The following is a 26443-nucleotide window of genomic DNA, read 5'->3' as shown; positions in this document are numbered from 1 at the left end:
CCAGCGGTATTCCAATACCAAAAAGGTCAGTTGATCAATTGTTTTGCGTCCATTGATTTCTTTTGACAGCCCAGCAACCTCGATCATTTTCTACAGAAATCGCCCCTTTCTACTAAAGCATACTGTCTCCTCTTGAGGGAGAGTCAATAGCAGATTCGCTTTTTTCATGACGAACAAACTCATGCTCATTGGTTAGCCAAACGTGGCTTTTTCTTTTTTGTACTATTCGCATCAATATTTAAATCACAATTAACTATTTTTAATTCCTGACCTTGTTTTTTTCTTCTATCTCCACTATATTTGTGGGTAACCCTATTTATTTCTATGTAGAGAGGATGTTTCCCTTGAATTATCCCTTATTAAATGAACAAATGCCTCAGACCATCATTCGTGTTTGGCGGTTGCGAAGGATTACGTCACTGATTATTTTCAGCCTGATTTTCGCTGCTTCTTTTTGGTTTCTAGCCACGCAAAACTGGCTTCATTTCTGGGTGTTCGCCCTTTGGTCAAGCCTATCGGCACTGACTTTGATCAGTCATCTGCTTTCTTTTGTGCTGATGAGCTACCGTTACACATTCCATCGCTACGAGATCCAAGAAAAGGATATCGCTATTCAACGTGGCTATCTATTTCGCAGCACTACGTATATTCCGATCCGTCGAATCCAGCACATCGAAACGGACCAAGGGATCTTTTTGCGTAAATACGCTTTAGTCTCCTTACAGATCCATACGGCTGCCACCAACCACACCATTGAAGGCTTGCCAGTGGCGCAAGCCGAACGCTTGCGAGAAACCATCATGAATTTAGTCGAGGTGGTCAAAGATGATCTATGAAAAACAACGACTGCCGTTGCTGTGTATCGTTCTTTATTGGTTCAAAAATTGCAAAAATTTTCTGGTACTAGCATTTCTGCTTGTATTCAAATTATTCAACGACGCCCCTTCTTTTCCGATGATTCTGGGCGGCATTCTGCTATTTTTACTGGTGTGTCTGATTTTTGCGGTACTGTCTTACGCCCGCTTTACCTTTCAAATCGATCAAACGAGTGTACTAGTCAACAAAGGACTCTTTATCCAAAAACAAACGATTTTGCCATTTGAACGAATCCAAACGATTCAAGAGAATCATTACTTTTATTTACGTCCGTTTAAACTAGCTGAAGTGAAGTTGGAAAGCGCCGCAAGTTCGAGTGGCGAAGCCGAAATTCTTTTCCCCGCATTGCCGCTGGCTCTCATTGCCTCTATCGAAGCGTCAAAAAAGGCGGCTGCGACACCACAACAGCCGACTGCCCAAACAACTAGTAGAGAAGAACCAACCGACGATTACGCTGCGTTTTCAGCTGAGAAGTCAGCCAAGCCGCCGCTAGAAACATTCACTTTGAAATTCAAGGAGATTTTCTTGTTTTCTCTCACTGATTTTTCTGTTTTCACCTTGGTTCTAGTCATCGGCTATAACGTGATCGACAACATTCCCAATCTCTTTGCCTATGCATCGGAATTGCAGCAACTTGGCCTTTTATTAGGTGCTGCACTTTTACTCGGGCTGCTGATTTTGTTTTTCTTCCTTGCGATCGCCAGGAATCTTTTCCGTTATTATGGCTTTACGGTGGAAACGAACCAACAACAGCTGCTGATCACGCAGGGCTTGTTTTCTAAACGACACCAAACGATTCCCCTCGCTAGGATCCAAGGGCTGAGTGTCGAACAAAACCTTTATCGAAGAATCTTTCATCTAAGCTCCGTCAAATTACTGCTGGCTGCTGGCAGTTCGTCAGAAAGCGATGATACGGTCTATCTGTTCCCCATTTTGAAAGAGGCGCAGCTGACCGAAACATTGACCCGCTTTTTACCCGAATGGTCGTTTAAACAAACCGCTCTAGTGAAAAATCCACGACCCAACTTTTGGTACTTCTGCCGTTGGCCGCTGCTGATCGGACTGCTTGCTGTAGGAATCTCTGCCTTCTTTTTCTGGTGGTTAGCGCTGATTTTCTTCGTGTTCTTTGGCTCCTTCGTGTTATCAAGCATCTGGCGAGGCAAAATACAAGGCTATCAATTTTTAGATAACCACGTATTGTTGTGCCAAACGATCCGCGGTCTTACGAAGGTGACCGCTTATCTGAAGAAAAATAAAATCCAAGATTTCACTGTCACCACCACGCATTGGCAGCACAAAAGAGGGCTTGGCAAGTCACAGCTAACCATCAAAACCGAAGATACTCTCACCGAAAGTAAGCTGTTCTATTTTCCATTAACCGAAGCAGAAAACTTACGGCGCTGGTTTTTGTCTTAGTTCATAAAAAAGCGTCAAACAGCAGGACTGACGCGCTGTTTGACGCTTTTTTTACAAGATCTGAAAGGAATGAAAAGGAAGCATCAACCATTGATTCGCTGATGCTTCCTTTTTCTATCCCTTGACCTTCCACTCGACTATTTGCTGCTTGATTGAAGCAGCATCTAAGCCATATTCTTTTTGCAAAAAATCGGGTGTGCCGACTTGACCGAATCGTTCGTTGACACCAATACGTTTTAAGGGGACAGCACTGCCTGTTTCAGCAAGCACTTCGGCGACGGCACTTCCTAGTCCACCGGTAATAGAATGATTTTCGATGGTGATGACTTGCCGTTTCCCCTGAACTTCGCGGAGGATCAATTCTTTATCGATTGGTTTGATGGTAAACATGTCGATCACTTCGCAGCTGATTCCTATTTCTGCTAATTCTTCTGCCACTTGCAGTGTTTCAGAAACCAATTGTCCGCTAGCAATCAACAACAGTTCATCGCCTGGTCTTAAAATATTGCCTTTTCCTAGTTCAAAGGTCGAGCCTTTTTCATAAATCATCGGAACCGCTTTCCGATTGCCTCGTACGTAATGAATGCCTGATAATTGGCTAAAGGTTTTTATGATCCACGCCATTTGGACTTCATCCGCTGCATCGCAGACGACCGATTGGGGAATCATTCGCATCAAAGCCACATCTTCCCATGTCGTATGGGTGCCGCCGTTGTGCCCGACTGCAAACCCTGGATCAGAACCGTAAATATTGATCGTATTGCCGCCATAGCCGCCAGAAATAAACAGCTGATCGAATACCCGACGCGTCGCAAATGGCCCAAAGGTGTGGATAAAAGGTGTATAACCAGTTAAACTCAAGCCAGCTGCAACACCAACCATATTGGCTTCCGCGATCCCCATGTTGATAAAGCGTTGGGGATGTTTATTGGCAATCGTGGTCCAGCCGCTGGCAGAACCAAGGTCGGCATCTAACGCAACTAGCTGGTTATTTTCATCCATGAGTTCCACCAATGTGTCAACGACACAAGTTCGCAGCTCTTTACCAGCAGCAGTGGTTTTGCTTAATGTAAACATGCCTTAGCGTCCTCCTTCGATTTTTATGGTCAATTCTTTGATTGCCGCTTCTGCCGCTTGATTGATCTCATCCGTGGTAAACTTAACGGAGTGATTGGCATCTAGTTCTTCAAAGAAAGGAACGCCTTGTCCTTTCACGCTGTCCAAGACAATGCAAACCGCTTGGTCTTCGATTGCTTTGCAGCGCTCGATTGCCTCATCAATGGCTTGCATGTCTGCCCCTGGAACTTTTTCTGTATAAAAGCCAAAAGCAGTCATCTTCTGCTGGATGTCAAAGGGATCAAGAATGTCTTTGGTTGGCCCATCTAGCTGTTTTTTGTTGTCATCAATAATGACGATACAGTGATTCAGTTTAAAGTGGGCAATGTATTGGAAGGCTTCCCAGCACTGTCCTTCATTTAGTTCGCCATCTCCAACGATCAAATAAACAAAATTGTCCTTGCCTGCCAAGCGCAGGCCTGTCGCGATCCCAGCAGCCATGGAAGTCCCCTGTCCCAGTGAACCTGTGGTGGCATCAACCCCTGGCGTTTTCCAGCGATCCGGATGGGAAGGCAGTCTCGTGCCGCCCTCATTGATCGTCCATAACCACGACCGATCAAAATAGCCCGTATTTGCTAATGCACTATACAAGGCGGCGCCAGCATGCCCTTTTGACAAGACGAGTCGGTCACGATCCGCCCACTGTGGATCTTGTGGATTGATTCGCAGCTGTTTGCCGTACAAAACGGCCAATAATTCAACAATTGAAAAGGAGCCGCCCAGATGGCCTTGTCCCATTTTCTTGATGCTGCAAAGGGTATCTAAACGAATCTTTGCCGCTAATTCTTCAAGCTCGTGGTATTTTTGTTCACTGATTGCCACTATTTATCCCTCCATCCTCTATTTATTCAGAAACAGATTTTGCCCGACTGTTTTTCTTGAAAATCGTCAATCCGATCAAGACCGCGACTACCGCAATTATCCCTGAGAAGATGGCGATTTGACCGCCCATATTGGCTAAGTTTCCTAGGAAGATCCCTGCAACCCCATAGTCGGTATCAGAGAAAGTTGATCCTTGGAACCCAAGATCCCCCATGACTGGCATCAACAAGATCGGCATGAAGCTGATAATGATCCCATGAATAAAGGAACCAATGACGGCGCCTCGCACACCACCCGTTGCATTGCCGTAAACACCTGCCGTTGCGCCACAGAAGAAATGGGGTACGACCCCTGGAATAATAACGGTTGTTCCTGTGAAGACCATGATGATCAAACTAACGATCCCACCGACAAAACTGGTTAGAAAACCAATCAGAACAGCATTTGGCGCATAAGGAAAGACGATTGGACAATCCAATGCAGGAATCGCATTAGGAACAAGCTTTTCAGAAATCCCTTTAAAGGCTGGTACGATTTCTGCCAAAATCAAACGGACACCAGCTAAAATCACAAAGACACCAGCGGCAAACGAACCTGCTTGCTGCAACGAATAAATGATCGAGTTCGTGCCATTGCTAAGATTTTCCGTAATAAATTCACTCCCAGCAAAAATTGCTACGATCACGTATACAACCGCCATCGTAATCGTGATACTAACAGTAGAATCCCGCAAGAAAGACAGGCCTTTCGGAAAATTGATGTCTTCGGTAGATTTTTCCTTATTGCCGACGTATTTCCCAATCAACCCGCTCAATGCGTAGCCGAAGTTCCCCGTATGCCCCAATGCGACGGAATCATTTTTAGTAATTTCTCGGGTAAACGGTTGTGCGATCGCTGGGAAAATCGTGTTACAGATCCCTAACGCTAAGCCCCCAAATAAAACTAGATTAAAAGTATTCATTCCAGTAACGCTCAAAATCACCGCAATCATACACGCCATATACAACGTGGCATGCCCAGTCAAATAAATGTATTTAAAGCGAGTGATACGGGCAATCAAAATATTGAAGGCCATTCCGGCTAACATAATAAGTGCGGTATAGGTGCCGTAAGTTGTCAACGCTAGCGCAACGATCGCTTCGTTATTTGGGACGACCCCTTGCATGTTAAAGGCTGCTTGGAACATCTCCCCAAATGGCGCCAGAGAGCTTTCGATCACCCCAGCCCCGGCAGTGACCACGAGAAACCCAACAAAGGTTTTGATCCCCCCTTTGACGATCGTGGCAATGTCTTTTTTCTGCAGCACATTCCCCAAAACGGCGATCAGCGCAACTAAGATCGCTGGGGTACTCGCGATATCAACAAGAATATCTAAAAATTCGTTCATGACTGTCTACTCCTTTTTATAGTAATCCTTTTTCCTGACAAACGGCTTGAACCTTTTGCTTCAATTCATCGAGATCGATAATACTGTCTAAAACTACGATCTCACCTAGATGCTGCGCACTATCGGCTAAATCGCCGCCAACGAAGAAAACATCCGCCATATCGGGTGCAGCACTTCCTAAATCATAATGGGACACTTCCACACCTGAGACACCCAATTCATTTAAAACAGAATTGATATTCATCTCCACCATAAAACTTGATCCTAATCCTGACCCACACACTGCTGCAAATTTCATTTTTCATCTTCTCCTTCTCTAATCACTTCAATTATTTGATCCGCATTGGTTGCGGAAAGTAACGCAGTTAGTTTTTCATTATTCGACAAAATTTTAGTTAAACTCGCTAACGCTTTTAGATGGAGTTCATTGTCAACCGCCGCCAAACATATAAACACGTGAATGGGGTGTTGCGGATCATCATTCAAAAGCACTGGTTCTTTGACTTTTAATAACGACATCCCGATGGCATTGACCCCATCTTCTGGACGTGCATGAGGCAAAGCGATGCCTTTTCCAATATGGATAAAAGGACCGTGATCCACCACTTTATTGATCATGGCGGTAATATACTGCTCCTCAATTTTATTGGTATTTTTTAATGGCGCAGCAGCTGCTCGAATGGCTTCTTGCCAAGTCAGCGGCACCTCGGTAAATTGGATGGTTTCTGCTGTTAATAAATCTGATAACATCGGACGTTGGTCTTCCCTTCTATTCAATTCTCGATTGATTTTTCTTTGCAAAATTTTTCTCAGCTTTTGCTTACTGATTCCTGCTTTTAAATCAACATAGGGCAAAATCACTTCTAACACATCGTCAATGGAATGCAATCCAGTTTTTGAAGGGAAAAATGCCGCTTGTACGTTTTTAACCAGTTCATCCTTCTCAATGGGTGTCATAATCGGATTGATCACATAACAGGGTCGTTTGGTTTTGATCGGCGCACTGGAAAAAATCAGATCAATCTCTTCATTAAACCGAACATTTTCATACTCTTCGATCGAACGAGCCGGCAAAAAATGGATCTGGGGAAACAGTTCCTTTAATTCTGATTCCAAAATCAAGGATGAACTGATGCCACTGGGACAAACGACTAATGCATTCAGTTGGAAGTAATCACGTTTGGCCTTTTGTTTACTGATTTCTCCACCAAACAAAATCGTAAAATAACCGATTTCTTCATCAGGGATCGTGCCGACTAGGTCTTCTAAAGAACCCAGTGCTCGTCTCGTCAGTTCAAACAACTCATTGTATTGCAGCTTGATTTCTTCAATCAGTACATTCTCCAGTGGAAAACCGTAGCGGATTCGAAAATACGCTGGGACAAGATGATAGAATGTGTTCATCAAAAGGGTGCGATAGTCCACAAACTCGATAGCTGCCAGCCGTTCCATTTCATGAATGATCTTACTGGCACATTCCAATAAAAACTCTAATGAAGTATCTTCGATATCTCCTTGCAGAATCGTTTTCAACAGGATCGTTACATAAAGTTCTTCTGTTTTCCGATCTTTGATGTCAGGAAATTCTGCTAAAAACTGCTGACTGACTTGATGGACATGCAGCGACTGGAGCAGCGGTATTTCTGTCTCCGCTAAAGAAACAGCCGTTTCTGCCATCCGAAAGGATAGATAATTAAGAAAATAAAGCATTTCTTCGAAGCGACTCGGAACGATCACCAGATTGAAATCAGTCAGTGTTGCGGACAATCGATCTCTGATTTGAACATAGATCGTTTTATCCTGCTCATAGATTCCCTCAAATAAGAGCAAGTTCCCGTTTTTCGTATTGGATAACGTGCTGACCTTTCGAAAGGCAAGAGCGCGAATCTGATATTCCTCTCCCTCTAGATAAAAGCCATATTTTCGAGAGTACAATAGTTGAATCTTGAAAGCTGCAAGTTCCTCTCTGATCCCCTTTACATCCTTCAAAATCGTATTTTTACTGACATAGAACAGCTCTTGAAACTGATAGACGGATAAATCTTTCACTGCTGAAAAAGTCAGAAGATAAATCATGGACCGCCGCTCTTCTTCCGAAAAAAACAACGTATTCTTCTGGACATCGAAAAGAATTTCCGGCCATTTTCGTTGAATCAGTGAAGGAATCAAAACTTCTCCCTCATGAATCATGATTCGTTGATTCAACCGCTGTTCAGTGATTTGATTGATTTTGGCAATCTCCGCCAAAAATTCCTCATCCCTCCACTTCGTCAAATCAAGAAACGCCTCAACATTTGGTTCTGAAAACAGATACGTCAATTTGAAATGAATCATATTTGCTACCCCCACCTAAACTATAGCTTGCACAAAATGAAATCGCCATCATTTCTCGGTACAACTGAAACTTCGTTTTTTTTTAACGATGGACCGAAGAGGTGATCTCAAGGATTACCATACCATTTTTACATAAAAAGAGGATATGCGATGACCATTATTTGTTTTTTAACGCAAAAAAGGCGAATCAGCTTGATGATTCGCCTTTCAAAAGTGATAAGTAATAGAAACAGATGGCAAAAGTGGACTAAACTCTAGAAAATGAAATCTAGATTGCTTATAAGAAACAGGTTCCCTTCGCATAAAGCACACCTTTTCCGCCAATGATCACCCGTTCATCTGCTAAGGTACACTCAAGAAATCCTCCTCGTGCAGAGAGTTGCTTTGCGGTCATTTGGGTCTTGTTCAATCGGCTACTCCAATAGGGGATCAGGTTCGAATGAGCCGATCCGCAAACAGGATCTTCATCAATCGTCAACTTAGGAAAGAAGGTTCGAGAAACAAAATCGACCGTTTCCCCAGGAGCTGTCACGATCACGCCGACCCCTTGCTCAAAGGTTTTTATTAAAGAAAAATTAGGTGTTAACTGTTGAATCTGGGTTTCATTATCCAATACAAAAAAAAGATCTCTTGCCAAGTAAGCCTCGTTGATTTTGGCACCGATCGCTTCTTCATATACAGGCAATATCGCCGTTTTTTCTGGGCGAATCGCTGGAAAATCCAGTGATAAAATCCCCCCTTCCTTCGTCACCCGCAGCTGTCCGCTATATTTTGTTTGGAAAACGATAGAAGTTCGTTGAGGTTCATAATAATGAAACAGCACAAACGCTGTTGCCAACGTTGCATGTCCGCAAAGATCAATTTCACGATCCGGCGTAAACCAGCGAAGGCTATAAGAGTCTGTTTCTTTTACGGCGAAGGCTGTTTCCGATAAATTGTTCTCAATCGCGATTTTCTGCATCAGATCTTCTGGCAGCCACTCTGGTAAAATAAAAACGGCCGCTGGATTTCCTTCAAAAACCTTTGTGGCAAAAGCATCTACTACGTAATACGCTAAGTTCATTTTCCTACCCCCTTTCGTTTGTTATATACGTACTCTGCGCAATAGAGATCTTCTACTGCGAGTCCCACCGCATCAAAAACCGTGCATTCTTGTTTTGTCTCTCGTCCGTGACATTTATGAGTAACTAATTCCCCTAACGACCCTTTGATAGCAGCAGGATGAAAGGATTGTTCTGCGATTGGAATCAGAAGATCGCCGCTTTCTTGCAGTGCTGCTTGATAATCATCCACATATACACTAGCCGAAGCCACTAAATCACTGGTGAGTTCCCGTGTTTCTGGGGTAAAGGTTCCGATCGCATTGATATGAGTGCCAGGTGAAACCATATCTTTATCCAAAAACGCCTGCTTGCTAGGTGTTAAGGTACAAATAATATCGGTCTCACGTGTCGCTTCCATCAGATGTTTACAGGCAATAACCTGCAGCTGCGGATAAGTTTTCTTGACTGATTCAACAAAGTTCGCTAGTTTTCTTTTATCTAGATCATAAACAAATACAGTGTGGATCGGACGAATAGTCAGCATCGCTTGTAGATGGGAGGAAGCTTGATGCCCCGCACCAATTAGTGACAATTTGGTCGCTTCTTTCTTTGCTAAATAATTCGTCGCTACTGCTGATACTGCTGCCGTGCGAATCCAAGTAATACTATTCGCATCCATTAACGTGAGTGGCGCCCCATTCTGACTATCAAGCAAAAGAATTTGTCCTAAATGAGTCGGAAGCTGTAACGTTCCGTTCTCTGGGAAAAAGGACATGATTTTTGCGCCATACACTCGGTTCGGACCTAAGTAAGCGGGCATTAAAGCAAAGAGATTTCCTTGCTTTTGGTCTGGCAACGGCAATACCGCTCTTTGCCATTGAGAAACAGCTTGCTGCTCAAAATCACGAAAGCAGTTTTTCATAGCCGAAATGGCTTCAGGAAATGTCAGTTCACGTAAAATCTCTTCTTCTGTTATAATCTCCATAAAAATTCCTCCTTTTTTCATTATCCTACTCTCAGCAATTCATACAATCAATGATATAATTGTATGGAATACAATTTAGGAGGTGTTCTTATGCCCATCAATTCTTATGAAGATTATGCCCTTAGTTGGCGCCCAGACAAAACGCAGCTTACCCGTCCCTTTTATCGTTCCTTGATCAAGCGCTTAGAAGAAGATATCCTCTCTGGCAAGCTCGCCAAAAATACCCGCTTACCCTCTCAAAGAGAGTTAGCAGATTTCTTAGATCTTAATTTCACTACGATTGGTCAAGCCTATAGATATGGTGTCGAGAAAGGAATTCTCTATAGCCAGATTGGCAGTGGCACGTATGTTTCTGCCAATGCATTCGACTCGATCTCTATTTCTACCAGCAATGTGGCAACGCACATCATTGATCTGGGACTCGTCAGTTCCTTTGAAGAATGCAATTCCTTGATACTGCCCACGATTCAAAAAGTCGTCAATCATTCAAATATTGTTGGGATCATGAATTATCGAGAACCTCAAGGATCCGATTATCAATTGACGACCGCCAGCAACTGGTTAAGGACACAAGGGGTCAAAGCAGACAAAGACACGACTGCGATTGTTTCTGGTGTACAAAACGGCTTAGCGATTGCCTTGGCAGCTTTATTTTCTCCAGGAGATCGGATCGCAGTGGATCGTTACACGTACTCAAATTTTATTGAGTTGGCACACCTCTTCCATTTAGAAATTGTTCCTATCGATTACGATCAGGAAGGAATGCGTCCGGAAGTACTTGCACAAGAATGCCGCAAGAAAAAAATACACGGACTCTTCGTGATGCCTTCTTGCAATAATCCGATTGGTTTTCAAATCACCGAGTCCAGACGAAAAGCACTCGCAACAATTATCGAAGAAGAATCATTGTGGGTGATCGAAGATGATATTCATTCTTTTTTAACGACGTATCAACAAAATAAAGTGATCGCTCCCTTTCAAGCGCTGCTCCCTCAACAAGTCATTTATCTTGCTGGAATGACCAAATTTATCTGTTCGGGACTGCGGATCGCCTATCTTGTTTTTCCAGAAACGGTCCGAGGGAAAATCGAACAGGCCATTTTCACGATCAATGTAAAAACCTCACCTTTGGAGGCAGAGATCGTTACCGAGGTTTTGAACAGTGAAGTGGCGCAAACCATTCTTCATCAAAAATTTGCTCTTACGAAACAAGCGAATGCACTTTTTGATGCTGTCTTTGACTGTCAATCAAAACCAGCAGTCTATCCCTATTATCGTCATTTACCGATTCGCTCAGATGTTGCTCAATTCGATATTGAACAAGACTACTTGGCAAAAGGCGTGCGCATCTATCATTCCAATCGTTTTACGACCCAAAAGCAAATGGACCCATTTATTCGATTGTCCCTGTCATCGAATCATTTAGAGGTGTTAGAAAAAGGACTGCGTATTGTAAAGGACTCCTTAAAGACCTATCAGTAGCTGTCTAAAAAATCAGCAATCCGTTGAACAGATTTGCAATTTTGTTACACGCTCCATATAAAAAGGAGTTGCGTCAACAGCTCCTCTTTCGCATCTTTTAAGGAGGCGACAGTTTTTTATTTTTTCGTCTTTTTTTCTGCAGTGAGGATACTAAAGAGCAGTACATCAACCACTATGTTGGAGCTATGTATGTTGAAAATATATTCGATATAGTTTCTACTTTGATGCAACTAAAGATTCGGGCAACACTAGAAAGTGATGCCCGAATCTGCTTTTTATTTTCTTACTTCCCCAATTCATTTCTTACAATATGACTCGTTCTTAGCGATCCATTTTATTCAAGGCAGGAACTTTTCTTAGTATAAAGGTTCCTGCAATGGTCACGCCGATACTGATTCCCATACCGATAAATACGAAAGCCCACTTATCAAATGGAAAAGATAAAAATCCAGGTAAGCCACCGACACCAACGCTCAATGCTTGTGTATTAGTGACCGTAATAAACATTGATGCACAAGCTGAGCCAATCATCGCTGCTACAAAAGGATACAAATATTTCAAATTGATCCCAAACATTGCAGGTTCTGTTACACCCAGATAGGCAGAAATCGTTGCTGGAATGGAGATTTGTTCTTCCTTTTTATCTCCCCTGTGTAATATATAGATTGCTAAAACAGCGGAACCTTGAGCAATATTTGACATCAGTACCATCGGCCACCAACTCGTCGTGCCGAAATCTGCAATCAATTGATAATCAATAGCGATCGCTGCATGGTGTAATCCAGTGATAACCAATGGTGCATATAAGCCGCCAAAAAGAAAGCTGAAGAGCCAATTAAAACTAGAACTCAATCCATAATTGACCACTAACGAGATCCAACCACCAATGACCCAACCGACTGGTCCTAAGATAACATGCGCCGCTAAAATTGTTGGTAATAAAGAAAACAATGGCACAAATATCATCGATACAGCTTCTGGAATCCGTTTACGGAAGAATTTTTCTAAATAGACAAGCATAAATCCAGCCAGCATTGCTGGAATCACTTGTGCTTGGTAACCGATCATATCGATTTGGACAAAACCAAAATCCCATACTGGAATATCCGCAGCAGCTGTTCCAGAAACTGCATAAGCATTCAGTAATTGCGGAGAAACAAGAGTAATTCCTAAAATAATCCCCAAAATTTGTGTTGTTCCCATTTTACGAGTGATACTCCAGGTAATGCCAACCGGTAAGAAATGGAAAATAGCTTCTGCTGGTAACCACAGAAAGTCATTCACCCCACTCCAAAAAACTGAATTAGAAACAATCGTGCCTCCACCAAAGTCAACATCTCCTAAAACATTTCGAAACCCTAGAATCAATCCCCCGACAATGATTGCAGGCAATAAAGGGGAGAAGATTTCTGCTAAAATACCCACAATTCGCTGAATCATATTCTGCTGTTGGTTTGCGATCGCTTTTCCTTGCTCTTTCGACACACCTTCTACACCTGAAATTGCCACAAAATCATTGTAAAAAGTTGGCACTTCGTTTCCGATAATTACTTGAAATTGTCCTGCGTTTGTAAACATCCCTTTCACACTAGGTAACTCAGCGATTTTTTCTTCTTGTGCTTTTACAGGATCATTTAATACAAATCTCATACGCGTAGCACAATGGGACACTGCTGCTACATTTTCTTTTCCGCCAATATAACTTAAAAGCTGCTTTGCTTCTTCATGATATTTTCCCAAAATGAAAACTCCTATCTTTACTCATTTTTATTTTTATTGGTAAGGATTCACAGTCAATTCTGACTGTTCCGCCATCTTATAGGTACGTTCAAAATACTGACCGGCTTTTGTACCGTGATAAACAATACTGCAATTTGTTAGGCCTTTGGTTTGGACAAGCATTTCAGTTCCAGAGTAAGAAACTGTGACACCACCAATCTTTTTCCCAGACGGACTATATATCGCCTCTTCAAGACTCCTATCTTCTGAGAGCTCATACACATGAATCGTCAAATCTTTTGAGTAATCATAGACAGCTTGCCTTCCTTGCCCTGTAATCAAAAGGGAATTTTGGCGAATGAACATTGGTAAATGAAAATAGTCATAGGTACGTTGAACCCAACGATTGCCTTCGACGACCTCATTATCTAAATAATTAAACCAACGTCCTGCTGGAAGATAGATCCACACCTTTCCTTCTTTATTGAAAATCGGTGCAATCAAAATACGTTCTCCAAACATGTACTGTGTATCAATGTTTTTTACACTCGGGTCATTTTCAAATTCTAAAATCATTGGTCTAAGAAACGGGAGTCCTTGTTGCACACATAGACATGCCTCTTTCCATATATATGGCATCAACTCTATCTTCAATTTGGAAAAACGCCGCGTAACTGCCACGGCCTCTTCTCCATATAACCAAGGTACCTTGTACTCTTTGCTGCCATGGTATCTCGAATGAGAAGATAATAGACCAAACTGTGTCCATCGCTTATAGATATCCGGATCACATCCAGATTCAAACCCACCGATGTCATGACTCCAAAATTGAAAACCGCTCAGTCCAAAAGAAAGTCCTGCTCGTAAGCTATCGTGCATTGAATAATAATCTGGAGTACAATCCCCGCCCCAATGTACTGGAAACTTTTGACAGCCACTTGTTGCCGAACGAGCAAAAACCACTGCTTCACTTTCTCCTACTTCTTCTTGCAGCACTTCAAACACTGCCTCGTTGTACAAATACGTGTAATAATTGTGCATTGCCTTTGGCGATGAGCCATCAAAATAACGAACATCTGTCGGTATCCGCTCTCCGAAATCTGTTTTAAATGAATCAATCCCCATCCGAATGAGTGTCCGCAAATAACTTTGATACCAATCTTTTGCTGCAGGATTCGTAAAATCAACAATCCCTTGTCCTGCTTGCCACTTATCACACTGCCAAGTATTCCCTTGCAAATTCTTTAATAAGAATCCCTTTTGATCCCCTTCGACAAATAAAGGTGATTTTTGTGCAATGTAAGGATTAATCCATAAACAAACTTTTAGGTTGCGCTGCTTAATCTTTTGAATCAATACAGCTGGATCTGGAAACATTTGTTTATCCCAAGTAAAATTACACCATTCAAAAGGTTTCATCCACATACAATCAAAATGAAAGACATCAAATGGCAGATCTTGTTCAATCATTTTATCAATAAATGTTAAAACCGTCGTTTCATCATACTTAGTCAGAAAAGAAGTACTTAGCCACAAGCCAAATGTCCATGCCGGCGGCAAGACGCCTCCTCCAACTAATTGTGTATATTTTCTCAGTACATCTTTAATTTGTGTCCCCGGAACAAAGTAATACTCTAGTACTTCTCCTTCTACTGAAAATTGAACATTTGCGGCTTTTTCACTGCCGACTTCAAATTCAACATTTTCTGGGTGATTCACAAATACGCCATATTGCTTACTTGTCACATAGAAAGGAATGTTTTTATAGGCCTGTTCGGTTCCTGTACCGCCATCTTCATTCCATATTTTTATCGATTGTCCGTTTTTAACAAATTCTGTAAACTGCTCACCGAAGCCATAAATTTTCTCGTCGATCCCGATACTCAACTGTTCTGCTACATATGATTTTTGACTCGTCGTCTCCTCCACGTAAAGTTTACTCTTACTGCGGCTTTCTGTTTTCAAATTTCCATCATAATAATATTTTATTGTAAGATCTTCTTTAATGATTTCAATCTTTGTCCGTTGGTTTCTCAAAATCAACATTGAATCTGTTTCCTCGAAATCCAGAGTCGCATGATTTTGAACTAACGGAAATTTCTTTCTTTGTTCAATTCCCGATTGATGGTGAAACATTCTGATTCCGATAATCTCGTCTTGATAAGCACAAAACTCAATTGTCATCATTCCCGTATTCAACGTTTTTCCTTTATCAACGATGTGGCGAAACGGACAATAAATCATAAGCTGGTCATGATCAAACGTCCAGTCAAAAACTTCAACAGGAAAATCCGCTTTCATTTTTTCTTTGATTCCCCAGTTTCCTTCAAAAAATTTCACAATATACCCTCGCTTTTTCAAAAAAATCTCTATATAATGAAGCAATAATTGGTTCCCATAAGGAGTGTTGACAATAAATCGATTGCCAAGGATCACCAATACTATTCTCATTTTTGGTGCCCGAAAAACAACATTTGATTTTGGTTGGTCTATTCCAGACGAATCTCATACAGCATTTGAACTTCTTTTTGTTCTTGATGGCTGTCAAGAAAGTACAGTGGATGGAAAAAAATACTTCGTCCATGCCAACGAACTTATTTTTATTCCTCCAAGTTATCGGCATTCCAATCGTTGTGTTTCTAAAGAAGGAATGACCGTTTTTGTCATACATTTCGATATCAATGACCTAAACTTGCAGCAGCGTTTAATTCAACATGTCCCCACTTTTATTGATGCTCATGCAAACCAACATGGAGCAATCTCAGCAATCATGCAAGAATTTTTAGCCTATAGCCAATTTAAAACATTTTCTACGGAGGATAAATTATCCATTGAAATTTTATTGTTTCAGTTAGTCCAAAAACTTTTGACGTTTACACCACCTGAAGATGATACAGTCATTCAAGATAAAACTGCACTAGTCTTAGCAAAAAAAATCGCTGATTTGATCGAGGCAAATTTTACACAATACACATTGAATCCATTTGAATTCGAGCCAAATATTTTATCAATCAAAATGATTGCTCAACAGCTAAATATTAGCAACAGCTATGCAACAAACGTTTTCAAAAAAGTATATGATAAAACGCCAAGCCAATTTCTCAATGAATTACGTTTTAATCATTCAAAATATTTGTTACGTCAACCTGATTTGACCATTCAGCATGTCGCCTATCTTGTCGGTTATGAAAATGCCACTCACTTTAGCCGTCAATTCAAAAGGATGTCTGGACTAACGCCAAAAGAATACAGAAGATAATTATAGTTCGAACCATTTTTTTAGAAGATCTTCGCTTCTGTAAGTCAATAGTATCATGGCTTCTATTCGGTAAAAACTCAGTAAATATTCAATTCTGACCATTTTTTTCTACACAACACAGAAAATGCATGCGTTTTCAAAAGTATACATGCTTCCACTTCTGCTTTTCTGATAATCTCACGATAACGGATAACTTTCCTAAGAGCAAAATCGTGGTTGTAAAAAAGTTGCACCTCCCTTTACCAAGAATAGTCTGAATAACGAGCTTCACATACTTTATTTTAAATGCTTAAATGAGAAAATTTTGCATCTTGTTTGACAACCTATCTAGAAGCGTTATTCTCTTATGATGATCCGCTATGCCATCCCCCCGTTGAACAGATCCTGTAAATTTGTTACACGCTCCATATAAAAAGGAGTTGTGGACACAACTCCTCTTTCGCACCTTTGAAGAAGGCGACAGGGTTTTATTAGTAAAAAAATAACCGTTTCCTTGCTAAAGTCGACGGTTATTTTTTTGTTATTTTTCACTGTGGCTAGGATACGAAAGAGCAGCACGGCAATAAATGTACCAGAATTTATCTGGAACTTATTAGCCGCTAGTTTCGATAATAATGCTTCCCTTTTCTTTAAACATTGCATTCGTTTTTAGATGTTCGAACACTTTTCAAAAATGACTATATCGAACACCTTATTCCAATTGAGAATAAGGTTTTGCCTATGTCGCTTATCGATTTTGTTTGAAAATATCCTTGTTAAAGTTGAAAAATCACTCTCTTCTTGCTATACTAACTATGTAAAGAGGAGTTGTTGCCACAACCCCTCTACAGCGCCATTTAAGACGGCGACAGGTTTTTTAACTTAAAAGATAACCGTTTCCCTGTTAAAGTCGACGGTTATTTTTTTTTGTCATTTTTCACTGCGGCTAGGATACCAAAGATCAGCATGGCGGTAAATGTACCAAAACTGATCATTAGCCCGATTGCTTCCGCTGTGGACAAAAAGGCTTCTCCTTTCTGAAGAGTTAGTACTTACATTCATAAGCACCACCACCTTTCAAAGATAGCCACCGTCACAAACTTTACTGCAGTCAAATGGTCCCATACTTCCATCAATAAAACTTTCAAATGCCAAGGATTTATCATTATTTTTTCACGGCGCATGGTCCATCTGCTGTGATTCATTCCATAAATTCGTCAAAATAACCCGCTGTTCTCTCTTCAAGCCTGATCCACTCTTTTCCGACCTTCTCCAGCCCCTTTTCTCAGTCCCAACCAAGTGTCTTCCATCAAGAAAAAAAGTCAAAAGTCAATATCATTCTATTCACCAAAAACCACTTTTGTTATAGTAACAAAAAGGAGAATGCAGATGAGAAATGAACGAAAAATCATTCAAGATAGCACCCTTGGTGTAGAAGCTTTATTATTTAACGGCATCCAGCAGGAGTTTCCTAACCATTGGCACGAATATTATGTGATTGGCTTGATGGAAGCTGGGACGCGTCAATTCACCTGTCAAAATACCTGCTATATCGTTGAAGCAGGCGACTTGATTTTGATTCCGCCAAAGGCTGCCCACCGCTGCCAGCAACTCACGGAGGAAAAGCTGGTTTACCGTAATATCCACTTAACCCCGGAGAACATGGCGGTACAAGTACAAAAAATTTTTAACACTCAATTGACGCCCCACTTTCCTGAACCGGTCATTCGCCAAGTGAAAGAAAAAGAGGAATTTCATGCAGTTCATCAGCTGCTGCTGTCGGATCGCGGTGATGAGTTTGAAAAGCAAGAACGCTTTACTTGTCTGCTTCACGACCTGCTTGTTCAGTATGCGAATTTCACCCACGAACAAACGGACCCGGTGTCAAATAAAGCCGCAACGGCAAAAGCCTATATCGATCAACATTATGCCGAAAAATTGTCCTTGAGTGAATTAAGTGACGTTCTTGGAATGAATCAGTACGTCTTGATTCGGCAGTTTACCAAAGCGTATGGGCTGTCGCCGTTTCAATATTTAAGTACGGTGCACATCAGTGCTGCCAAGAAAAGACTAGAATCACAAGAAGCAATTGCAGAAGTCGCTTTTCTGACAGGTTTTAGTGACCAAAGTCATTTTACCCGTATCTTTAAAAGCTTGATTGGGGTCACCCCGAAAGCTTACCAAACAATTTACCAAGAAGATGGAGTGAGAACGTATGAATAACCAAGAAAAATGTGTCATGATTATCGATGAACAATTACCGATTGGCTTAGTTGCAAATACTGCAGCAATTTTAGGCGCAACCTTAGGCAAATTGTTTCCCGAAGGAATCGGAGAGGATATTTACGATTCCACAGGCAGAAAACACCTTGGCATTGTCAACTTCCCCATTCCTATCTTAAAAACGAACAAGGAACAGTTGCAGACCATTCGTGAATCGATCAGTCAACAAGCAGATCCAGAAGTAACCATCATTGATTTTTCCGACGTTGCTCAGACCACCAATTCTTATGAGCAATACCGCCAGACGCTTGAGACGATTCCCACAGAAACACTGGCTTATTTTGGTCTTTGTTTAAAAGGCAAGAAAAAGAGTATCAATAAAGTCGCTGGCAGCTTACCGTTGTATCGGTAAAGCGCTAATAAGAAAACGGTCGTTTAAAACAAGTTGTCTTTTTGTCGGCCGAACAGTCTTCTTGCTATATACGTTTTTTATAAACAGTCCTATAAAAAAAACAAACACTTTTGAGGTGTTTGTTTTTTTGTAAGAGATTTTCTAGCATACATTTTCTTGCTCTTTGATTTTGACAAGATCAATTGAAAAATAAACTACTCTCCTTGATAAATATTCAGCCCCACTTCAGTATCTTCTACACAACTGTTCGCTGGTGCTTTAACAATCAGAAAAAGAAAGTAAAAGTCTCCCACACAAGAAGCGGCATGTGCGGCAGCAATCAAGGTAAAAAGAGATGCCGTCAACCAGCCAAATAAATAAAATAGAAAGAGACCCACAGAAATGCCAAGGAATGGCGCCAATAAAATGATGGCAAATTTCCCTTTTGAATAAAAGGAATGGGGACTCGTGGCATATGCTACGCCATTTTTGAACCCAAACTTTACCTTCCCTTCAGGGTCAAAAAGCTTGAAGAAGGCACCATGGATCAATTCATGAATAATGATGAGAATAAAATATGCAACCATTAAGATCAAAAGATCGAAAATAAGCGAAGTTTCAGCATTTGACCCATGACCACCTAAGACAAAGAGTGTAAAGAACACATAGAAAAAAATAAAACTAGGAATCGCCGCGAGATTCAATCTCTTTATTGTTTTTTTATCATCCATCAAATTGATTTGTTTGAGTAATTTCATCGCTGTTCTCCTCTTCTTTTTGTCATTCTTCTTAGTACATGATTTCTATGAATTCCCTTCACCCAACCAATAAGAGCAACAAACACAAAACCAGTGCAGTTAAAACGAAGAGGAAATTGATCATCTCTGGCGCACTTTCAAACCTTCTCTTTAATGGCGGAGGACGAAAACTTGGATTCATGCTTTTCGTTTGGTAGTCCACGCTGCTTGATAAAAAGCTGTCGGAAGGGATCATAAACACTAAAAGAACGCCATAAATAATGGAGGCAGGAATCAGGAGTGAGCATTTGGCTAGGTAGCCAATCAGTAGACTCACGATCAAAGGAATAGCTACGTACAAAACACTTTGGTACAGTATTCGCCGAATTGGTTTCATGGGGAAGTCTCCTTAGTCAGTAATCGTTACGCACAGGTACAAAATAATTTTATTTACTTATCAAATAAATATACCATTGCTTTTAAAGACTGTAAACACGCCAGAAAACCAAGTCGATGCTGCCAAGCGCGACTGCCCAATGCTTGGTGCAAAAAAAGAAGTGGTTTCTTCCCACTTCTTAAAAAGCACTCTACTTGTTTTTTCCCTTCAATTAACCTCTCAAGATAATCGGTAAACCGTTATACTTACCAGATTGCTTCCTCTCTTCCTTTTGAAAAAGCTACGACGCTGGACAAAGAAGCCTGCGAACCTTGTCTCTTTATTAAAATTTCTTCTGAAAAGCATTCGTCTAAAAAAATCATACGACCTTGTCTTTCCTTTTGGTTTTTTACAACACCTGATCTACTTGAGAAAAGACTGCGAAACCTTCTTTAGAAAAGCAAACGTCTCAAGAAAAAATAATCGTGCGGTTTCTGCCTTTTCTTTTGGCTTCGTACAATGCTTGATCTGCTTGGTAAAAGGTTTCTGAAATGTCTAACGCAGAGGCTGCTTCTGAAATCCCTGCCGAAAAGTAAAGGGTCAGTTGGGCGGTTTCTAATTTCAACTGTTCATTGCTTAAAAACAAATGGAATTCTTCAATAATTTTTTTCACAGCATCAGAAGTATTCTCTTTAAATAGGACTAAAAATTCTTCGCCGCCATATCGATAGACTTCGACTAAATGGGAAGGACTTTTCTGGTAGAGAAACGTCATCAGCTTTTCCGAAAAGAAGGATAGGGCTTGATTGCCGATTTGATGTCCATGGTGATCATTGATGCGCTTAAAATGATCTAAATCCATCATCACCACGACGAGCTGGTCCTTCTCAAGTAGCGCCAGCTTTGAAATATCCTCGTTCAGACTGCGGAAATTTTTCACCTTGGTCAACTCATCATAATTGCGTTCAATGATTTTTGTGTTAATTTTTTCCAGGAAATTTTTTTGATTCTGCAAATAATACTTCCATAAAGAAACGATCCCCACAGATCCAATGCCTAAAGACACTACATCCCAAACGCTAATTTCGCGGCGATAAAAAAGCAAGGCGTTGAGCATCGGCGAGACAACCGTAACGAAAATCGAAAATAGGTAAAATGCTGTGTGATTTGGTTGTCCATAAAATCTTTTCTTTAATAAGCCCGTAACGATTAAAATGATATAATTTAATCCGATAATAAAGAGCATGGCTTCCCATTCAAATTTATTGATCAATGCAAAAAAGGTCAGCAAAATGACGGGTACTAACCCAACCAGATAGATTTTTTCTTTGAGAATGCCAAAATAATAAATAAAGATTGGAATCGTATATTCATACGCAACATAACCGATACTGTTCAAAGAAAATGATATAATAAAGTAGACTTGCGAAATAAACAAAACAATACCAATAAGAATTTTAAACGACAGGCGTAAATTCAATTCTTTGAAGTTCTTGATAAACAAATCATACGAAATGAGCAAGCTCACGACTAACACAGAATAGATCGCAGCATAAATCAGATGGACAAACACACTACTCCTTCTTTCTTTCATAGATTTTTCTTTAAAATCGTTCGCCCATGATTTTGAAAGGCTCGATTCTTTAACGATGCAGCGCACGAAATAAGCTTTTTTCCTGCACTTCATGAAACCAAAAATAAAGCGACCCCAGAAAGGAGCAGAAACCAATGTCTGAGAAAATAGAACAAGAACTCTTATCGATATTTCCCCAATTATATTTTGATGCCCAGCCTATCTTTCAAATGAAAGCAGATAGTCAGAAAGTGATTGGCTACGAATTATTATTGAGAAGTACCGAAAGAAATAGGTTTCCCCTTTCCTTCTTCCAGCAAGTGATCAAATACAAAAAATTACATACTCGTTTACTGCAGTGGTATCGAAATGAAATTTTCAGCTTGCTTCATCCGAACGAAGAAACAAAAATCAGTCTCAATATCCACCCGCAACAACTCAGCTACCCAGAAACCTTTTTGATGTTAGCTGATTTAGCTCCCTACCATGACCGTATTTTGATTGAGATCACCGAAGACGATACAGAACCTTCTATCGCTTGTGATCCCAAGTCCTTTCTTATGAACAAAATCAACCAAATAAAAAAGATGCGCTTCTCTGTCGCATTGGATGATGTAGGGACAGGCATTCATTCACTGACAAATATTGCACCGATGCTGGATAAAATCGATGTGATCAAGTTTTCGCCTATCTCGTTGCGAGTCCTGTCCCAAAAAGAGATTTTCTTTTTGATCGACTTCTGGCGAAATATCGCCAGCAATCGTAAAATCCAATTTATTGTCGAAGGGGTCGAAACCTCGGATATCCATGAGTACCTGCTTGAAGAAGAGATTTTTCTTCAACAAGGGTTTTATTTGGACAAACCTGCCCCAGCTGATCAATTAAAGCGAAAAAAATAGTCCTCGCATCGTTTATTTTTCTCACTATACGCGATCAAAAATAAACGATTATTAAAAAAACGAACAGATGCCCTTCAAATATAACACAAATAATTTTATTTGCAGAATTTTTGCTGATTCGGCATCGCTTTAACGGTGATTTTCCTGAACTCAATTCAATCATTCCAACAGAGATTTTATCCAAACAGGGGAAGAAACGATAGGAACATTGCTTTATCCAATCCATCCCACAAACAGAAATCAAAGAAAGCGAAACACTCTACAGGATACGTTCCAGTGGTGTTTCGCTTTCTTTTCATTTTAGATGTTTTTGTTCCATCTCATCTGCTGCTAACAACTTTTGGTAATAGGCTTCATAAGAAGGACTTACTCGCCTCATAGCAGGAATAAATTTTTCATAATAACCACTTGATTGGTAAAAATGCTTCATCTGCTCTTCGATCTGTTTTAATGGTGAATCGAGATATGCAGGACTTGCTTTAAAAGCATGGTATGCTTGGATTGTCTCTTTATTGTTTTTGACAAAATCACTGTAATTACTAAGACTTTGTTCTTTAAACACGCGCATTTCCTCTACTTGTTCTTTCGTAAACGAAGGCGTGTGTTCTTCCAAAAAAAGCGTCAATTCTTCTGATAAAACGAACGGATCTGTAGTATCCAAAAATTCCACGATTTCTTGAAAAGCTTGCTGCTGCTCCTTTGTTTCAATTGGTTCGTCTAAATAGCAAGAAAAGTGAAATCCAATCAAACGCCCGTAGTTACTAGGAAACAATTCGAATAGCTTTGTCATGATCGTCTTTTTCTTGTCTAGGGATCCGATTTCTTCTGCCAGTTCCTCTATTGGTCTTCCATCAGCGAGCGCGTCCAAGAGCTGGATCGTTTCTTCTAATTTTCGGGCTGCTTGTTTTCTTTCCTGAATGATTTGTTTCAAATACTCTGGATGCGCGCAATATGCTTTGATTTCCACAACACTCAACCCTAGTTTTCGATATAAGCCAATCGTCTGCAACCGTATAACATCTGCTTCAGAGAAGGAACGGTAGCCGTTTTCTAGAATTTTTGGGAAAAGTAAACCTTGCTCACAATAATATAAAACAGCTTTTTTTGTCAGCTCTGCCCGTTTTGCCACTTCACTTATTCTCATTCTATTTCCCTCCTAAAACAAGAATAACCCCACCCCTAGGGGTAGAGTCAATGATTACTTAAATGAAATGGCTTATACGATTGCTTTTTGATTTTGCAGGATTGTTTGAAAAGCCCTTTGAGGCCTCTATTCCCTAAAGTTCACTCATTTTACTGTTTATCTCACATTGAAAACCAGAGAATGTTTCGCTTTTGTTCCTAGATTGTAACCACACAGTTCTTTTAGATAAAAGCGGTAATCATTTTCAACGATTCGAATGATCTCATTGTCGGAAAAATCGTCGAATCGCATCATTTCTGTGACTAAGACCAGTTTGGCGTCGATGCCCAAAATATCTGGGGTGATCGCCCAAAATGTTTCTGGTGAAATGGCTGCTACCAATTCATCAAGGAGGGCCAATTGCTTTTCAACATACGCCGCTAAAGCGCCATTGACGCGGTGTGACTCCGCAAATTTCTTTTGAAATCCATCAAGGTATTCTGTTTTTGAAGTAAATACCGTCATGCTTTTTTACTCCTTTCTTTGAGGGGAACAAGTCCCGTTATTTTCTTCCTAAAGCTCAGCTTTTTTTTCTAGTTATTCATTCACTATTCTTTCTAGCTGCTGAAAAAGCACCCAGGTACAGGTGTCAATGCAGAATATCCAGCAATCCTCTGACCAGCTGCTTGTAATGCTCTTTTTGATCTTTTGCTCCATTTTCTGCCTTGATTGACAGACTTTGCTCAATGGCTGCTTGAGGAATCAGCAGATGGGTGTTTAAGCTTGAGATAAAGGAGACACATTCTTCCAATAATTGATACTCTTTTTGCAGGTTGCTGGGTAATTTATATTTACGTAATGGAAATAAATAGCGAGCACTGGCTTTTATTTCTTCTATACGATCGTTTTCTAGTAAGTAACGCATGGTATCGAGTTGTTTCCCTTGGTGATACGGGCAAGTATCTGCACTCAGCAGATGGGTATAGTACCCGATGTATTCACTATTTAGGATGGTTCTTTCAAACGCTTCTTTCTTGATTTTCATCTTCTGTATCCTTCTTTCAAAACTATCACTGACCTCACTTATGCAGCGTTTGTGGTATCACTAAGTACTGTTTCTTCTTTTGGTCGATTTTTTGTTAAATCTTTCATCAAAAAAAGAGAAACTGCAAGTTTTCCCCACAGTTTCTCCTTTACGCTTCTAGCGATGCCTATAGTTAAGGAGCGACGCTTTCACCGTGTTTCTTTTTTCTTGTTACTGCGACGACAAACAGTACTAGGAGTGTATACCCAAGAATGATCAAACTGCTTGTGTTTGATGAACCTGTTTGTGGTAATTTTCCTTGTCCGATTTGAGAACCATCTGCTACGATCGTTTTCTTATTGTCATCGTCTGCTTCTTCCTCTTGCGTCACCGTTTCACCGATTCGACCGGTCACAGAGACTTGCCCTGTCGTCGCCTCTGCGACGCTGGTTTCCGATAGATCCCAGACAGTCAGAGTCAGTAACACAGCGACGAAAAGAACGATTCGTTTTCGTTTTTTCATACGATAGATCCCTTCTTTACTGGGATTTCAATTCTTAGTCTTCCTCTACATCCGGCGCAAAGCTCAAGACCAATTTGAAACTTGGATTTGATTCTTCTGATGCATCGGTCGGTGTTGCTTCACCAGTGAACGCAAATGTTCCTACATTCGTACCTTGGTTGCCTTCAAGGGTAAATAATTCTGTTTCTGCTACGGTTGGTGTGCCGTTTTCAAACAACTCAATACTGTTTACGTTTAACAAGTCTACTTCATCCATATTCAATGGTGTATCGACACCCGCAACAGAAGCGATCACACCAACTGCTGAGTTATTTGTCACAGTGTAGCTAGGTGAAACGATCTCTTTGTGGCTTGACTCTTCTGTTGTATAGAACAAAGCAGTCGTTGGAATCGTCACATTGATCCATTGGTTCAAATCGTCGGGATTTGGTCCAGGGGTTGTGTTATCGAATGATCCGATGATCCCGTTTACTTGGACATCTCCTGACGTATCGCCTTCACGTCCGTCAATGGTTTGTGTCGCAAAAGCGGTGGTGCCGCTTGCGATTACTCCTGCGATTGTTGCTGTACTTAGAATGGCTGCTACAAATTTTTTCATTTTTATTTCCTCACTTTTCCTTTTTTTAATTCTTAACGATAATCGTTAATTCAGCTTCAGTGACCCCTTGTTTTTCTTTGCTTTCAGGGTCGTAAATATTGATGGTGGCTTTGGCGGGATATTCCCCTTTTGCCAACGGTGTCGCCAAGGCGACATTTTCAACAAATTGGTTTGGATAGATCGCACCGGAAGAATAGATGACTTCCCCGCTCGACAGTAAAGAGATATCCACGGCGATTGGGTACACATTGGTGCCTGGATTGACGATCTCGATGGATCCTGTGCTTTGACCATCTTCAAAAATGGCTTCTGGATTGATTTGCAGCGTGAAATAATTCGCATCCGCAATCTCCTGCGCTCGTTCAGAAACCCGCTGATCGGTGGCATCGCCAGATTCTGACAACAGGTCGGCACTGATCAAAGGGACTGCTGTTTTTGATTGGTAAAAGTAGTACCCGATCCCACCGATAAGTACTAGCAATAGCAACAACCACAAGATCCATTTCCGTCGATCCTTCGTTTCGGTTTGATTCGTTTGCTCCAATGGATTCACCTCCT

25 protein-coding genes and 1 pseudogene are annotated in these 26443 nt (G+C 40.9%); 7 read left to right on the top strand and 19 right to left on the bottom strand.

Going from position 1 to position 26443, the window contains the following annotated elements; translation table 11 throughout:
* Window positions 1-344 precede the first annotated feature (344 nt).
* The gene (locus tag ACI3E5_RS12450) at window positions 345-836 is read left to right on the top strand and encodes a PH domain-containing protein (protein ID WP_185939957.1); all 492 of its coding nucleotides are present in this window, start codon (window positions 345-347) and stop codon (window positions 834-836) included.
* On the top strand, window positions 826-2292 hold the full coding sequence (locus tag ACI3E5_RS12445; protein ID WP_142973080.1) for a PH domain-containing protein: 1467 nt from the start codon (window positions 826-828) through the stop codon (window positions 2290-2292). The genes ACI3E5_RS12450 and ACI3E5_RS12445 overlap by 11 nt, the downstream gene beginning before the upstream one ends.
* 114 nt (window positions 2293-2406) lie before the next feature.
* On the opposite strand, the gene ACI3E5_RS12440 is transcribed toward ACI3E5_RS12445, so the two are convergent.
* From ACI3E5_RS12440 to ACI3E5_RS12410, 7 genes are all read right to left on the bottom strand, one after another.
* Entirely contained in the window at window positions 2407-3369 is a 963-nt protein-coding gene (locus tag ACI3E5_RS12440; protein ID WP_142973081.1) for a transketolase family protein, read from the bottom strand.
* A gap of 3 nt (window positions 3370-3372) precedes the next feature.
* Window positions 3373-4230 carry a transketolase gene (locus tag ACI3E5_RS12435; RefSeq protein ID WP_005231438.1) on the bottom strand — a complete coding sequence of 286 codons (858 nt, stop codon included), beginning with the start codon at window positions 4228-4230 and terminating at the stop codon, window positions 3373-3375.
* A gap of 22 nt (window positions 4231-4252) precedes the next feature.
* Window positions 4253-5617, bottom strand: coding sequence for a PTS ascorbate transporter subunit IIC (gene ulaA / locus ACI3E5_RS12430; RefSeq protein WP_005232062.1), 1365 nt, complete (start codon window positions 5615-5617; stop codon window positions 4253-4255).
* A 16-nt stretch (window positions 5618-5633) separates the two neighbouring features.
* Window positions 5634-5915 carry a PTS sugar transporter subunit IIB gene (locus ACI3E5_RS12425; RefSeq protein ID WP_005227537.1) on the bottom strand — a complete coding sequence of 94 codons (282 nt, stop codon included), beginning with the start codon at window positions 5913-5915 and terminating at the stop codon, window positions 5634-5636.
* Window positions 5912-7951 carry a BglG family transcription antiterminator gene (locus ACI3E5_RS12420; RefSeq protein ID WP_142973082.1) on the bottom strand — a complete coding sequence of 680 codons (2040 nt, stop codon included), beginning with the start codon at window positions 7949-7951 and terminating at the stop codon, window positions 5912-5914. Before ACI3E5_RS12420 ends, ACI3E5_RS12425 begins: the two co-directional genes overlap by 4 nt.
* 277 nt (window positions 7952-8228) lie before the next feature.
* Window positions 8229-9014 carry a PhzF family phenazine biosynthesis protein gene (locus ACI3E5_RS12415; RefSeq protein ID WP_142973083.1) on the bottom strand — a complete coding sequence of 262 codons (786 nt, stop codon included), beginning with the start codon at window positions 9012-9014 and terminating at the stop codon, window positions 8229-8231.
* Entirely contained in the window at window positions 9011-9979 is a 969-nt protein-coding gene (locus tag ACI3E5_RS12410) for an ornithine cyclodeaminase family protein (protein WP_142973084.1), read from the bottom strand. Before ACI3E5_RS12410 ends, ACI3E5_RS12415 begins: the two co-directional genes overlap by 4 nt.
* 90 nt (window positions 9980-10069) lie before the next feature.
* On the opposite strand from ACI3E5_RS12410, the gene ACI3E5_RS12405 reads away from it, so the two are divergent.
* Window positions 10070-11461 carry an aminotransferase-like domain-containing protein gene (locus ACI3E5_RS12405; RefSeq protein ID WP_142973085.1) on the top strand — a complete coding sequence of 464 codons (1392 nt, stop codon included), beginning with the start codon at window positions 10070-10072 and terminating at the stop codon, window positions 11459-11461.
* Window positions 11462-11788: 327 nt separating this feature from the next.
* On the opposite strand, the pseudogene treP reads toward ACI3E5_RS12405, so the two are convergent.
* Together treP and yicI are read right to left on the bottom strand one after the other, a co-directional pair.
* Window positions 11789-13201: pseudogene (gene treP, locus ACI3E5_RS12400) on the bottom strand (PTS system trehalose-specific EIIBC component); the annotation flags it as partial.
* A 33-nt stretch (window positions 13202-13234) separates the two neighbouring features.
* Complete coding sequence (gene yicI, locus ACI3E5_RS12395) at window positions 13235-15520, bottom strand: alpha-xylosidase (RefSeq protein ID WP_260611254.1); 2286 nt, start codon at window positions 15518-15520, stop codon at window positions 13235-13237.
* A 67-nt stretch (window positions 15521-15587) separates the two neighbouring features.
* On the opposite strand from yicI, the gene ACI3E5_RS12390 reads away from it, so the two are divergent.
* Window positions 15588-16439, top strand: coding sequence for a helix-turn-helix domain-containing protein (locus ACI3E5_RS12390; RefSeq protein ID WP_498821796.1), 852 nt, complete (start codon window positions 15588-15590; stop codon window positions 16437-16439).
* A gap of 896 nt (window positions 16440-17335) precedes the next feature.
* Here the strand turns inward: ACI3E5_RS12390 and ACI3E5_RS12385 are convergent.
* Window positions 17336-17440, bottom strand: coding sequence for a putative holin-like toxin (locus tag ACI3E5_RS12385; protein ID WP_017144486.1), 105 nt, complete (start codon window positions 17438-17440; stop codon window positions 17336-17338).
* A 367-nt stretch (window positions 17441-17807) separates the two neighbouring features.
* On the opposite strand from ACI3E5_RS12385, the gene ACI3E5_RS12380 reads away from it, so the two are divergent.
* Entirely contained in the window at window positions 17808-18641 is an 834-nt protein-coding gene (locus ACI3E5_RS12380) for an AraC family transcriptional regulator (RefSeq protein WP_142966835.1), read from the top strand.
* Complete coding sequence (locus ACI3E5_RS12375) at window positions 18634-19053, top strand: DUF2000 domain-containing protein (protein ID WP_005232083.1); 420 nt, start codon at window positions 18634-18636, stop codon at window positions 19051-19053. The genes ACI3E5_RS12380 and ACI3E5_RS12375 overlap by 8 nt, the downstream gene beginning before the upstream one ends.
* A gap of 194 nt (window positions 19054-19247) precedes the next feature.
* On the opposite strand, the gene ACI3E5_RS12370 is transcribed toward ACI3E5_RS12375, so the two are convergent.
* From ACI3E5_RS12370 to ACI3E5_RS12360, 3 genes are all read right to left on the bottom strand, one after another.
* On the bottom strand, window positions 19248-19790 hold the full coding sequence (locus ACI3E5_RS12370) for a DUF3267 domain-containing protein (protein WP_142966836.1): 543 nt from the start codon (window positions 19788-19790) through the stop codon (window positions 19248-19250).
* Window positions 19791-19848: 58 nt separating this feature from the next.
* On the bottom strand, window positions 19849-20166 hold the full coding sequence (locus ACI3E5_RS12365) for a hypothetical protein (RefSeq protein ID WP_086339094.1): 318 nt from the start codon (window positions 20164-20166) through the stop codon (window positions 19849-19851).
* A gap of 448 nt (window positions 20167-20614) precedes the next feature.
* Window positions 20615-21739 (bottom strand): GGDEF domain-containing protein, encoded by a 1125-nt coding sequence (locus tag ACI3E5_RS12360; RefSeq protein ID WP_228074223.1) that lies wholly within the window; start codon window positions 21737-21739, stop codon window positions 20615-20617.
* A 134-nt stretch (window positions 21740-21873) separates the two neighbouring features.
* On the opposite strand from ACI3E5_RS12360, the gene ACI3E5_RS12355 reads away from it, so the two are divergent.
* Window positions 21874-22617, top strand: a complete 744-nt coding sequence (locus ACI3E5_RS12355) for an EAL domain-containing protein (RefSeq protein ID WP_010748787.1) — start codon at window positions 21874-21876, stop codon at window positions 22615-22617.
* Between the two features lie 295 nt (window positions 22618-22912).
* Here ACI3E5_RS12355 and ACI3E5_RS12350 read toward each other — a convergent pair whose 3' ends face one another.
* The 6 genes from ACI3E5_RS12350 to ACI3E5_RS12325 all read right to left on the bottom strand — a co-directional run bounded on the left by ACI3E5_RS12350 (window position 22913) and on the right by ACI3E5_RS12325 (window position 26429).
* Entirely contained in the window at window positions 22913-23761 is an 849-nt protein-coding gene (locus ACI3E5_RS12350; RefSeq protein WP_074934356.1) for a MerR family transcriptional regulator, read from the bottom strand.
* Between the two features lie 156 nt (window positions 23762-23917).
* Window positions 23918-24265, bottom strand: coding sequence for a DUF7006 family protein (locus ACI3E5_RS12345; RefSeq protein ID WP_074934357.1), 348 nt, complete (start codon window positions 24263-24265; stop codon window positions 23918-23920).
* A gap of 124 nt (window positions 24266-24389) precedes the next feature.
* Window positions 24390-24785 carry a hypothetical protein gene (locus tag ACI3E5_RS12340; RefSeq protein ID WP_016609682.1) on the bottom strand — a complete coding sequence of 132 codons (396 nt, stop codon included), beginning with the start codon at window positions 24783-24785 and terminating at the stop codon, window positions 24390-24392.
* Between the two features lie 172 nt (window positions 24786-24957).
* Entirely contained in the window at window positions 24958-25287 is a 330-nt protein-coding gene (locus ACI3E5_RS12335; RefSeq protein ID WP_016609681.1) for an LPXTG cell wall anchor domain-containing protein, read from the bottom strand.
* 34 nt (window positions 25288-25321) lie between these two features.
* On the bottom strand, window positions 25322-25885 hold the full coding sequence (locus tag ACI3E5_RS12330) for a hypothetical protein (protein WP_074934358.1): 564 nt from the start codon (window positions 25883-25885) through the stop codon (window positions 25322-25324).
* Between the two features lie 25 nt (window positions 25886-25910).
* Window positions 25911-26429: a hypothetical protein gene (locus ACI3E5_RS12325; protein ID WP_498821793.1), complete on the bottom strand. Its 519-nt coding sequence runs from the start codon at window positions 26427-26429 to the stop codon at window positions 25911-25913.
* Window positions 26430-26443 lie beyond the last annotated feature (14 nt).

Source organism: Candidatus Enterococcus avicola, from assembly GCF_047470845.1.
In the GTDB taxonomy this organism is placed as follows: domain Bacteria; phylum Bacillota; class Bacilli; order Lactobacillales; family Enterococcaceae; genus Enterococcus_D; species Enterococcus_D casseliflavus.
Note: the sequence above shows the minus strand (reverse complement) of the source record. Positions and strands in the feature narration are given on the sequence as shown.